Raw genomic sequence first — 12,830 nt, forward strand, 5'->3', positions numbered from 1 at the left:
AAGTCGGAAATTTGATTTTCAATCCTACTTCCAAGGAATAAAAAATCCACTTATCTTTAATTGGGGTACCATCTTAGTCTAAAGTTTTTGAGTGACTAAGAATCCACTTCACCACATCAAAAGACAATTATGATAATTAAAATCCATCAGAAATCTGAAAGAAATTACGTAGCTTTTTTTCCGTCCATCTTGAAGCAAACTCTTGTTTTATTTTTCTTTTTATTGAGCACCCAAAACTTTGCGCAGCAAGAAACCAAGCCGAGAAGTTTGGGTATTCATGGGGGAATAAACAGCAGTCTCCTCGACGACGCGCTTGGCCCAAGTTTTTCTTTCCACTATGCGATCCGTACAGATAAAGTGCTCCAAATTGAATCCATGCTTTTCTTTGACAGCAACTCGGGAGAATCTTTTATGTCAGGATCTTCCCAAAAAAGTTCCGGAATTGGTTTGGCGGCGGGTCTGAGGATCAATGTCTTGCCCAATAGAAATTGGAACCCTTCTTTGGTAATTATGCCGGGAATAATGCAGAGTTCTGAAAGAATAAATGGTAGAGAGTTAAGTGAGGTATCAGGAGCTATTTGCCTAGGCCTTTCCAATACTTTTCAGGGCAAGCATATGGTTACCCTAGGAATCAACCAAGGAGAAAATATAAGTGCAGCTTATATAAAATACGGTTTCTGGTTTTGATAAAGGGAAAAACTCTTATCCCTATCTGAGAGCAGTTTAACGATTGGTGGTAAGACTGGGTGAATTTCAAATTACCCCGATCACTTTTCGCAAATTCCACACAGCACAGGTGGTGTTTGGCGTTTGATGATGGAAGCCATTGAATCCCCATAATTTTTTTTTTAATCCTGCCTAAAATTTTATAGGTTTAAGGTAATCCCAAGACATGTTTTGATGAAAAAACAAGCCCTTTCCATTGCTTTAGGTTTCCTACTGATCATTGGATGCAATAGCAAAAGTAACCACCCTTTTGGCCAGGATATCAGTACGGATGTGGAACAAATAGCCCTTGGCAAGTCCTTGTTTGAGCAAAACTGTACTTCCTGTCACAACTTCACCCAAAAGACCATTGGCCCCAATCTCAGCGGCCTGACTTCCCAAATCGAGGCTGATTGGCTCAAATCCTTTATCAAAAATCCACAACAGCTCTTGGATAACGGAGATCAGCGAACCAAAATATTAATGGAGGAATATAAAGTCCTGATGCCTGCCTTCCCTTTACTTTCTGAGGCGGAAATAGAGGCTTTGTTGAGTTACATGCATTCTTTTGGGCCTGTGGCTGCTGTAGCATTGGCAGAGGGCGAAGCCTTAGCAGACCCGATTCCTGAGAAAACAAAGGATTCGGGATTGTTTTTGGAATTGGAATTTTTCACCCAAATCCCCGCCTCCGATTCCATTTCACCTTTGGCCAAAATCACCAAAATGGAAAGTGAACCTATTTCAGGGAGGCTTTTTGTGCAGGATCAGCATGGGAAAATGTACGAGTTGGTCAATGGAAAGCCCCAGGTATTCTTTGACCTGAGAGCCCTTAGGCCGGATTTTGTATCCAAACCGGGATTGGCTACAGGATTTGGCAGCTATGCCTTTCATCCCGAATATGTCGACAATGGATTGCTCTATACTTCCCATACCGAGAAACCGGGTTCCAAGACGGCGGATTTTGCCTATGCCGACAGCATCAAAGTGACGATGCAGTGGGTCTTAACCGAATGGAAAACAGCTAATCCCTCCTCAAAATCATTTGTCGGCGAAAGCCGGGAGCTCCTCCGGGTAAATGTCGTCACCCAGATCCACGGCATGCAGGAAATTGCCTTTAATCCACATGCCAAAAAAGGAGAGGAAGATTACGGCCTACTATATATCGGTATCGGTGATGGCGGCAGCGCCGAAAATGGATTCGACTTTATTTCTGATCACAAAGGCAGTGCTGTTTGGAGCAGCATTCTCAGGATAGACCCGAAAGGGAAAAACAGTAAAAACGGAAAATACGGCATCCCAAAAGAAAATCCATTTGTCGGGCAATCGGACAAAGCAGAGGAAGTCTTTGCTTATGGTTTCCGAAATCCAAACCGAATTTTTTGGGATCTAAGGGGAAGGATGATGGCTTCAGAAATCGGCCACAAAAACATAGAAGAACTCAATGTAATCGAGGCGGGAAAGTTTTATGGTTGGCCGATACGGGAAGGCAGCTTTGTCATCAATGCTCAGGGAGATATGGACAAGGTCTTTGCCTTGCCTGCGGACGATGCGGAAATCGGAGCCACTTACCCGTTTTTACAATTTGACCATGACGAAGGCTTGGCAATCATTGCAGGGTATTTTCCAAGTTCGGGGATCTTCAAAGGCAAATTCCTTTTTGGGGATGTTCCCTCCGGAAAGGTCTTCGTATCTGACCTGAATGAATCGAATCCCAAAATCCAAAAGGTCGGCATCAAGGTCAATGGAAAGGAAAAAGGCCTTCAGGAATTATGTGGCAAGCCAAGGGTGGATTTGAAATTCGGTCAGGATAAGTCAGGCCAGGTTTACATTTTGACCAAAGCGGATGGGAAGGTTTATAGGATATTGAATTGAGAATGATATTGATATTTGTTGATACTAGTGGATATGAATTGATATTTACTAACCACTTTTACTCCAGAAGATAAACAACATTTTTCTCCACCTCGGCAAGCTCGGTGGACTGGTACCGTGATATCATAGGGGGTTGGGGGAAATGCGGCTTTGCCGCATTTCCCCCAACCCCCCAACATCAATATATTCCGGTGGTCGATCCCGATAATTATCGCGGACGAGACCATTCTGAAAGTAATCCCTTACTAATAAGAAAGCATATCAACACATTAATTGATATTCATCTGTAAATAGAGGTTTTTCCTGAGGTTTACAATTGAATATTTTAGCAGACGATTTGAAAAAACCAATTGGGTTTTTGGGTTGGGAGGACAGCATGGATTGCCATATTATCTTTTGCACTGTTATACAAACTTTTCCCCCTGAAAATCAACAGTCTAAGATTTTCCTTTTTGTAAACAATCTTATTTTCTATTGATACAATGGTAATCTATTTTTTATTTCTCTATCTTTTTACTAACAAAAACCTAGTAAATTATTAACCTATGCCTAGAGCTAAATCCGATAAAGACCGTAAAATCTTTGTATTGGATACTTCGGTGATCCTATACGCACACAACTCCATCATGAACTTCGCTGAGCATGATGTGGTCATCCCGATTACTGTTTTGGAGGAGCTCGATCAGTTCAAAAAGGGAAATGACACCAAAAACTTTGAGGCCCGCGAATTCATCAGGCTGCTCGACGGGCTGGCCAAAGACAACATGATCCACAACTGGACGCCACTCAACGGGAAGACCAAAGGATATTTTAGGGTATTGATGAATCCCGACAATAATATCAATGCCAACCTCATCTTTGGTGAAGAAAAAAACGACCACAAAATCCTCAATGCCGCACTCCATTGTCAGCAAATGGAAAAAGGCAGAAAGGTAATCCTGGTTAGCAAAGACATCAACCTCCGCCTCAAGGCAAAATCTCTTGACATCCACGCGGAGGATTATGAGACGGGGAAAATCAAAAACCTTTCAGAGCTTGAAAACACCGGAAAATATATCCTTGAAGGGATAGAACCGGACCTTATCAACAGGCTGTATGAAAACCATTCCGTCGAGGCAAAGTTGGTTTTGGGTACCAAAAAGCGGAAAGCCAACGCCTTCTACATCCTCAAAAGTGAGAAAAACTCTGTGTTGGCCTACTACAACTCCGAGGATAATATGCTCGAAAGGGTAGATAAGAAACTCGCCTATAACATCAAACCAAAAAATGCCGAGCAGGCTTTTGCTTTGCATGCGATCTTGAATCCGAGGATCAAACTTGTCTCCATCCAAGGTGTGGCAGGAACAGGGAAAACGCTTTTGGCACTTGCGGGTGCATTGGAGCAAAGAAGGGATTACAAGCAGATTTTCCTGGCAAGACCTATTGTTCCCCTGAGCAATAAGGACATCGGCTACCTTCCGGGCGATATCAAATCCAAGCTCAATCCCTATATGGAACCCCTTTGGGACAACCTGAAGTTTATCCAAAACCAGTTCAAGGAGTCGGATAAGGAGTTTCAAAAAATCACGGAATTGGTAAATCAGGAGAAATTGGTTATCCAACCTTTGGCCTATATCAGAGGAAGGTCACTTTCCAATATTTTCTTTATCGTGGATGAAGCGCAAAACCTCACACCACATGAAATAAAGACAATCATCAGCCGTGCCGGGGAAAATACCAAGATCATTTTTACCGGAGATATCTTCCAGATCGATACACCTTATCTCGACAGTCAGAGTAATGGTTTATCTTATTTGATAGATCGGGTAAAAGACCATCCATTATATGCCCATATCAAGTTAGAAAAGGGGGAAAGATCGGAATTAGCCAATTTGGCAAATGATCTTCTGTAATCATTAATGAATTTTTGATAAACCGATAGAATATTTCGAATTCTATCGGTTTTTTTATTTTTTAGCGGTTTTTTTTGCAACCAATATTCAACCATTTCGTGTTATCCAACTGTATCGGAAAAGAAAATGATGTGTTCGCCAGCGTACACCTGAACTGCGCTATAGAATGATTAACCTATTGAAATACAATACTTTATAAAATTGGGATCAGAATTTGGCATATGACCAATACCTGTAGCAACGAACACAGGAAAAGAAACAAACCTTACACAGTACAATAAAAATTAAAGAAAATGAAACCAACTATTTTAACTCAAAAAACAGTTTGTGCCTTTTTAGGATTAATGATGGCATTGACAATCTTGTGGGCCGCAAAGGCTGAGGCGAAAGTTGATCAAATCAACGAGGTAATCCCAATGGAATATAACATAGGATTGGGAGAAGTTCAGGAGAATGTTATCCAAGAATTTGAATTGGATCTTTCTGACCTGAAAGAACTTCCGACTATCACTATCATCAATAAATACGGTGAGGTGGTTGCGGAATTTTACGGAGACAGAGAAGAAATAAAGAAAAAATTTAAAGAATCTTTTGATAAAGGATTATTCGTAACAGCCTCAGGAAGTCGCGAATTTTACCTTGTAAGATAGTTTAGTTGATTGTTTGGTTTTTCGAAAAAAAAAAGGTGAGTCTTGCTCACCTTTTTTAGTTTTACCTGAAGATTAACTTTCAGTAATTGTATTCAACTTCGCAAGGAAGCTGTTGTAGTATTGCCTTCCGACTTGCACCACAGCACCCATTTTTAGATTGATGTCTTTGGTGTTGAAGCTTTCAATTTGTGCAAGCTGCACGATAAACGACTTTTGGACCCTCAGGAAAAGGTGTGGCGGAAGCTTTTCTTCCATATCCTTCATGGATTTTCTGATGGTAAAGTTGCGTGCTTTGGTGTAGATGGTGACCATATTGCCATTGGCTTCGACATAGTAGATTTCCTCGTAAGGAACTCTTTCATATGCATTGTCTGCCTTGATAAATACGGCGTCTGCTACAAGATAAGGGCTTTCGTCCTTGGCCCTTACAGTGACCGCTTCGGCAGCAGGTTTTGTCCTTTTGTTGTAAAGAACGATTTCCACTATGGCATGGATATCATTGGTGTTGAAGGGTTTTACTATAAAGCCTGCAGGATTGATTCTTTTGGCTCTTTCAATGATGGTAGGATCACTGTAAGAAGTCACATAGACCAAAGGGGCGTCCACCATCTGCTTGATGATTTCTCCCAATTCGATACCGTCTTTGTCCCCCTTGAGTTTGATATCCATAAATACCAAATCAGGTCTGTATTTTTTGACGACTTTAATGGCTTGGTTGGCGGAGTTTGCGATGTCAATGTTGACGTAACCTAAAAGTTCTAAAATCTCTTCAATGTTTTCGGCTATGTTTACATCATCTTCGACGATCAGAATTCTTTCCTCTTTCATATAGTTTTTTCGGGAAATAATACGGTATAATTATTATTAAATGGATTTTTGTGTTGGTGAAAATAATATGAGTGACTATTTACAAATTATAGTTTTCACAATCAATATTTATTTCAAATTTTTCCAATAATCCATTCATCATTTTTATAAGCTCATCATATCCTTGAATCTTGCTGCCTGCCTTCTGCTGACCTCTATCCTGTCGCCACCTTTGAGGGTGACTACCAATCCGCCGTTGAACCAGGGCTCGATCGCCTCTACCCAACTGAGGTTGATGATATGTTTTCTGCTTGCTCTGAAAAATGATTTTTCACTCAGTCTTTCATCCAAAGCATTGAGTGATTTGTGTATCATCGGCTTAAAATTATCAAAATAAACTTTGATGTAATTGCCGTCTGATTCAAAAAGCCTCACATTGGATAACTTTACAAACCAGCATCGGTCTCCGTCCTTGACAAATACCTGGTCATCCAAGGTAAGTTTTCTCCCTGCAAAAGCACCTGCTTCTTCTGATTTGTCCTGGTTTTCATTCAGTTTTTTCAATAAGCGCTCAATGGCTTCGCCTAATCGTTTTGGTTCGATAGGTTTCAATAGATAATCCAGGGCATTGACCTGAAATGCTTTGATCGCATATTCGTCGTATGCAGTGGTAAATATCACATGGGGTACGTTGTCTAATTCTTCCAATAAATCAAATCCTGTTTTTTCAGGCATCTGGATATCGAGAAAAACTACATCCGGGGCAAGTGTTTCGATTTTTTCTTTGGCATCATCCACGTTATTGGCTTCGCCGACTATCTCAACTTGGTCATATTGGGAAAGCAAGTTGATCAGTTCTTTCCTTGCCAGTCTTTCGTCGTCTATTACAAGTGCTCTCATCTTATTGTATTTTTAACCTAATGTAGGGTTTTGTTTTGGAATTTTTATTTCGGTAATTACAAAATCACTTTCTGAATTGAATATCTTAAATGAGGCTCTGTCGCCATAAATCAGCTTCAACCGCTGTACGGTATTGTTGATGCCATGACCTTCTCTTTCTTTTTTTCTGCCTACGCCGTTGCTTTTCAGTTGTCCGCTGTTTTTGACTTGGATGATCAGGTCATCTGTGATTCCCTCTTTGCAATTGATTTCGACCAAACCTCCTTTGACCCTGTTTGAAATCCCGTGTTTGATGGCGTTTTCGACGATCGTCTGCAACATCATCGGAGGGATTTTATAATCAAAAGCCGAAGGTTCGATATTGTATTTGACCTGAAGTCTTTCTTCAAACCGGATGGTCTCCAAGTTAAGGTAATCTTTTACAGTATTGATTTCATTTTCAAAGTCGATGGTTCGCTTTTTATCCATCATGAGTGAAAATCTGAGAATATTGGACAGTTGGGTGATGGCCAATTTTGCTTTGGCCGGATCTTCGTCCACCAAAGCCCTTACACTATTGAGTGCATTGAATATAAAATGCGGGTTAAGCTGGCTTTTGAGGTGGTTGAGCTGTATTTCGTTGATTTTTGCCTGGTATTTCAGTGATTGGTTATAGCTATCCAAAAAATGGAAAAGGAAATACACCATGCTCCAAAGTGAATAGAAAAGAAAACTGACAAAAATATTGCCCGAGATCAATATCAACCTGAATTCAGTTTCCGGATTGAGTGTCCCAAATGCCCAGCTAATGATGATCTGCGCAATGGTATTCAATATACTCAACAAGCCCAAAGTAAGCAGGGTATTGGAAAGTAACTTTGGAAATTCAAAATTCAGCCAACCGTATTTTTTGATCGCGTAGCGGAAAGCATGTGTAGATAAAAAGTAAAACGCCGCCAGGGAAGAGTATGCGCCAATCTGTACAGGAGTGATTCTTCGGTCCAAAGACACAAAGAAAAGGTTGATCAAAGCATATCCTGACCAACCCAAAATCTGAAATAACCAATATAATCTCGTCCTATTCATGGCCTTAGATCAAATATAGACATGACCGCTTAATGCATTCATTGTTTTTTATTGATAGGTAAAATCAAGGCCTTTGGAGGTCATATGCTTCTATCAGTTCAATTCATCCCTCAGAAATTTTGCTGTGAAGCTCTTATTATTCTGTGCGATTTTTTCGGGAGTTCCTTCAGCGATGATGTTCCCTCCTTTTTCGCCTCCTTCCAAACCAATGTCTACCACGTAGTCTGCCATTTTGATCACATCCATGTTATGCTCAATGATGAGAACGGTATTCCCTTTTTCCACCAGCCTGTTCAATACCTCCAATAAATGTTCAATGTCTTGAAAATGAAGTCCTGTCGTAGGCTCATCCAAGATGTAGAATGTCTTCCCGGTATCTTTTTTGGATAGCTCGGTGGCAAGTTTGACCCGCTGTGCTTCCCCGCCCGAAAGTGTGGTCGCATGTTGTCCCAAGGTGATGTATCCAAGTCCGACGTCATTGAGGGTCTGGATTCGCCTGAGTATTTTTGGCTGGTTTTCAAAAAATTCTACAGCCTGCTCTACAGTCATGTCAAGGACGTCCGAAATGGATTTTCCTTTGAATCTCACTTCCAAAGTTTCCCTGTTGTACCGCTTGCCTTTACATGTCTCACAAGGAATATGTACATCAGGCAGGAAGTCCATTTCAATCAGCTTCATGCCTGCACCTTCGCAATCTTCGCATCTTCCTCCTTTGACATTAAAGCTGAACCTTCCGGGTTTGTATCCCCTGATTTTGGACTCGGGTAGTTCTGTAAATAAGGTTCTGATATCAGAAAATACTCCGGTATAAGTCGCAGGATTGGACCTTGGGGTCCTACCTATTGGAGATTGGTCGACTTCTATGACTTTGTCAAGGTGCTTCAATCCATCGACTGAATCGTATGCCAAGGGTTCCTTTTTTGAGTTGTAAAAATGTTGGTTCAAAATCGGGAACAAAGTCTCATGGATCAAAGAACTTTTTCCGCTACCCGAAACTCCCGTGACACAGGACATGGTTCCCAAAGGGATTTTGAGGGTTACATTTTTCAGGTTATTGCCTTTGGCACCTTTCAGTTCAAGGAAGTTGCCACTTCCTTTCCTTCTTTCGGATGGCACTTTGATGGAAAGCTCCCCGGTGAGGTATTTACCCGTCACGCTTCTAATTTTCAAAAACTCATCCGGCGTACCTGCCGCTACGATTTGGCCGCCATGTCTCCCTGCGCCGGGTCCGATGTCCACCACATAGTCAGAAAGCAACATCATGTCTTTGTCATGCTCCACGACGAGGACAGAGTTACCCAAATCCCGGAGGTCCTGAAGGGCCTTGATCAATTTAACATTGTCCCTTTGGTGAAGCCCGATGCTCGGTTCATCTAAAATATACAAAACACCCACCAATTGGGTGCCGATCTGTGTGGCAAGGCGGATACGCTGTGCTTCTCCTCCTGACAGGGTTCGCAAAGGCCTGTTTAATGAAAGGTAATCCAATCCTATATCCAAAAGGAATCCGATCCGCTTTCTGATTTCTTTCAAAACCTCCTTGCCGATGATCTGCTGCCTGTCGGACATCCTGCTTTCCAATCCCTCAAACCAACTGCCCAAAGCCGTGATATCCATCATGGAAAGCTCGCCGATGTGCTTTTCATCAATCTTGAAATGAAGGGCTTCTTTCTTTAGCCTGTACCCGTTACAGTCAGGGCAGGTTTTGGAAGTGGTGAATTCATTGACCCAATCCAGGATTTTTTCAGTACCGCCTTCCTGCTGCTTTTGAAGGAAATTTACAATTCCTTCAAAAGTGGTATTCCACTCCGTGCCATGGTATTTGACCGATTCTACAGCCACTTCGATTTTGTCCCCATAGAGTAAAATATAAATGACTTCCTCGGGAAGGTTTTCTATCGGTGTGGTAATGCTGCATTTGTAATGCTTCAGGATGGCTTCCACTTTTTTGAAAATCCATACATCCCGATATTCCCCCAAGGGGGCGATTCCTCCCCTGCTGATACTCAGGCTCCGGTCGGGAATGATATTTTCGATGGTAATTTCTTCGATGACCCCGAGCCCGTTGCAGGTGGGGCATGCCCCATAAGGGCTGTTGAAGGAAAAGCTGTTTGGGGCCGGTTCATCGTAGGACAGTCCTGTGACAGGATCCATCAAGAACTTGGAAAAATGGTGGATATCTCCTTTTTCATCCCGGAGCATGATGACGCCTTTGCCATGTTGAAGTCCGGTTTTGAGGGATTGGCTGATGCGGAATCTGTCTTCTTCTTCAGCGACAATCCTGTCGATGACGATTTCGATATCATGGATCTTGTATCGGTCCACCTGCATCTTGGGCACCACATCCATGACCACTCCGTCTATTCTGACTTTCGAAAAACCCATTTTTCGGATCTGTTCAAAAAGCTCTCGGTAATGTCCTTTTCGACCTTTTACAATCGGGGCAAGGATGTACAGTTTTTGGTTTTTGAATTTGTCAAATAACTGCTCGATGATCTGGTCTTCGGTCTGACGGATCATTTTCTGTCCAGTCAGGTAGGAATATGCTTCTCCGGCTCTTGCATAGAGCAATCTCATAAAATCATAAATCTCAGTGACCGTGCCTACTGTGGACCTGGGATTTTTAGAAGTCGTTTTTTGCTCAATGGAAATGACTGGCGAAAGCCCGTTTATTTTGTCCACGTCCGGTCTCTCCATGCCACCCAGGAAAGAACGGGCGTAAGCAGAGAAGCTTTCCATATACCGCCGCTGTCCCTCCGCATAGATGGTATCAAAGGCGAGTGAACTCTTACCACTTCCGCTCAATCCGGTAATGACCACTAATTTATTCCTCGGAATATTAATATCGATGTTTTTCAGGTTGTGTTCCCTAGCTCCAAAAATTTCGATAAATTCTTCTTTTTTCTCTACTGACAGTTCTGACATGGAGGGATTTTGCATTTTATTCAAGCTCGCAAAAGTACGAATTTATGGGGGGGATTCCCAGTTGAATCCTATCGTAAAACCCCGAATACCGGATTATGGTTTACTTAAAAAATATTGGGAACAGGATTTTGTTTCAGAAGCCTAATCATCGCCTTTTTAATTAAATCAATAACTAGGGATAGTATCATTTTTAACTGCTTTTCTCTCTTCCCTTTGCGTTTTTCTTTCCTGCTTTTTTTCTTCTCTTGCCTCTTTTTTGGATGATTTTTTATCATCCGTTTGACTGCTCGGGGTTTTGGCAACGGTGCCGTCGGTTTGGCTTTGGGATTTCTTTTTTTCCAATGCTTTCCGCTTCATTTCTTCCATACTTTCCCCCGTCAGGGTAGATTTCATTCCAGAGAAAATCAACTTCCACCAATACGCAAACACGGATTTGTGGGTTTCTCTGATGAAATAGACATTCCCTTTTTTGACTTCTCCTTTTTTGTTGGGATTGTTGGATTTGATGACAACCTTATTGGCCAAAAATGCTCCGATTTTTCTGAGAATTTGTTCATCGGCTTTGTAATCTTTGTTTAGTAATTCCACTTCAAGGTTTTCATACCTGATGATCAGTTCTCCCGAACCATCGTAATCATTGGCTAGAATATTAAAATCCATCCTGCTGATGGTGCCGGATTTCAGTCCGATTTTGGCCTCGGGCTCTATCATGGTATTCAATGACCGGAGGTTAATTTTACCCAAGGTACCCTTGAGGGTAAATTTCCCATCGGGGTTTTCGAGATCAAATCTGACATTGGCGGATAGCGGTCCTTCTCCCATCAGCTTGGCTGTAAGATCCAATTCCAGCGTCCTGTTTTTTCCTCTCCGTTCCACATAATTGGAGACATTGGTGATGTGGGCATTGATATCAGAGAAAAACAAATAGGCGGACCGGGGTGCCGCATTGTCCGGTCTTTCTTCGATTTTGATGTAGGAATTATTTAGAAACAGGTGCTCAATATGGAATATTTGTTTGAGATTTTCCATGACTTTGTGGATCATCTGGGGTCGTTTTTTGAGGTCCTCTTTTTTTCTTTTATCAACAAAAAGTTCCAAATGAAGGCCGTCGGAAATAAGGGTATCCACTTCGACGATTCCCTTTTTGAAATAACTCCCAAAATTGACCCCGCCCAATTCCATCTTTGCTTTGCTGATGTCAATCCAGCTTTGGCGCTCAGGAAAAAGCGCCGTGTAGGCGTATCGGTCCATTTTATTATGCAGGCCGATGTAACCGATGGACATTTTTTTTGTTTTGGTATCAAAGACAATATCCTCCACCAGAGTAGACTGACGAAATTTGTCAAAGTGAAATTGTGCCTTTTCGATACTTCCATGAATCATCTCCACATCGAAAAGTGATTTGGGGTCCTCAATATCTTCTTTGGTCAGTTTAAATTCCCTGGCATTCACATTCATATTTACCAAAGAAATTCTCACGGAGTCATACACGTTATTTTTTATTTCTACCGAAAAATCTTTCAATCTGAAGTTTTTGACTTCGATCAGGTCATAGTCTTTTCCTTTCTTCTGTTTGGGTTTTCTGGGTTCCGAAAAAAGGGAATCCCATGGCGGAGTGGAAGAAATAATGTTGATATTGTCTAATAAGGCCGAGTCCACCGTAATCGTATTCCGGAATAAAAATGGGAACCATTGGAAACCTGTCAGGTCTATATGGTCCACTGTCAGGTTGACTGCGATCATGTCTTTTCCAAGACTTTCCGATGGAGTGACGCGGATATTTTTGATTTTGAGAAAAGTGCCTGAATAGTCATAATTCAACACAATCTCACCAAACGTTACTTCATGTTCCCCAAAACTGCTAGTCCGAGTAATCATGTTAGAAACCAGCCGGTCAGCATTGCTGTTCAAATACTTATTGATCAGAATTGGTAGGCTTAAAAAAGCTATAAACCCAATAACTATCAGAACACTCAGAATAATTAACAGTTTTTTCATTTTGGGGGTATAAACT

The 12,830-nt window shown here is 41.7% G+C and carries 9 protein-coding genes; 4 read left to right on the plus strand and 5 right to left on the minus strand.

Going from position 1 to position 12,830, the window contains the following annotated elements:
• The first annotated feature begins 129 nt into the window (after positions 1-129).
• The 4 genes from MMU05_RS08285 (at position 130) to MMU05_RS08300 (ending at position 5,119) form a co-directional block, all read left to right on the plus strand.
• The gene (locus tag MMU05_RS08285) at positions 130-687 is read left to right on the plus strand and encodes a hypothetical protein (protein WP_241141212.1); all 558 of its coding nucleotides are present in this window, start codon (positions 130-132) and stop codon (positions 685-687) included.
• A 213-nt stretch (positions 688-900) separates the two neighbouring features.
• Entirely contained in the window at positions 901-2,577 is a 1,677-nt protein-coding gene (locus tag MMU05_RS08290; protein WP_241141213.1) for a PQQ-dependent sugar dehydrogenase, read from the plus strand.
• Between the two features lie 545 nt (positions 2,578-3,122).
• Positions 3,123-4,469: a PhoH family protein gene (locus MMU05_RS08295; RefSeq protein ID WP_241141214.1), complete on the plus strand. Its 1,347-nt coding sequence runs from the start codon at positions 3,123-3,125 to the stop codon at positions 4,467-4,469.
• A gap of 293 nt (positions 4,470-4,762) precedes the next feature.
• Positions 4,763-5,119 (plus strand): hypothetical protein, encoded by a 357-nt coding sequence (locus tag MMU05_RS08300; protein WP_241141215.1) that lies wholly within the window; start codon positions 4,763-4,765, stop codon positions 5,117-5,119.
• 72 nt (positions 5,120-5,191) lie between these two features.
• Here MMU05_RS08300 and MMU05_RS08305 read toward each other — a convergent pair whose 3' ends face one another.
• From MMU05_RS08305 to MMU05_RS08325, 5 genes are all read right to left on the minus strand, one after another.
• Positions 5,192-5,947, minus strand: a complete 756-nt coding sequence (locus MMU05_RS08305) for a LytR/AlgR family response regulator transcription factor (protein WP_241141216.1) — start codon at positions 5,945-5,947, stop codon at positions 5,192-5,194.
• 144 nt (positions 5,948-6,091) lie between these two features.
• Positions 6,092-6,826 (minus strand): LytR/AlgR family response regulator transcription factor, encoded by a 735-nt coding sequence (locus MMU05_RS08310; RefSeq protein WP_113926004.1) that lies wholly within the window; start codon positions 6,824-6,826, stop codon positions 6,092-6,094.
• 12 nt (positions 6,827-6,838) lie between these two features.
• Positions 6,839-7,891 (minus strand): sensor histidine kinase, encoded by a 1,053-nt coding sequence (locus MMU05_RS08315; protein ID WP_241141217.1) that lies wholly within the window; start codon positions 7,889-7,891, stop codon positions 6,839-6,841.
• A 93-nt stretch (positions 7,892-7,984) separates the two neighbouring features.
• A complete protein-coding gene (uvrA, locus tag MMU05_RS08320; RefSeq protein WP_241141218.1) occupies positions 7,985-10,816 on the minus strand; it encodes an excinuclease ABC subunit UvrA in 2,832 nt (943 codons plus the stop codon).
• A 165-nt stretch (positions 10,817-10,981) separates the two neighbouring features.
• On the minus strand, positions 10,982-12,814 hold the full coding sequence (locus tag MMU05_RS08325) for a DUF748 domain-containing protein (RefSeq protein ID WP_241141219.1): 1,833 nt from the start codon (positions 12,812-12,814) through the stop codon (positions 10,982-10,984).
• Between the last annotated feature and the right edge of the window lie 16 nt (positions 12,815-12,830).

The organism is Cognataquiflexum rubidum (genome assembly GCF_022538115.1).
In the GTDB taxonomy this organism is placed as follows: Bacteria; Bacteroidota; Bacteroidia; order Cytophagales; family Cyclobacteriaceae; genus Cognataquiflexum; species Cognataquiflexum rubidum.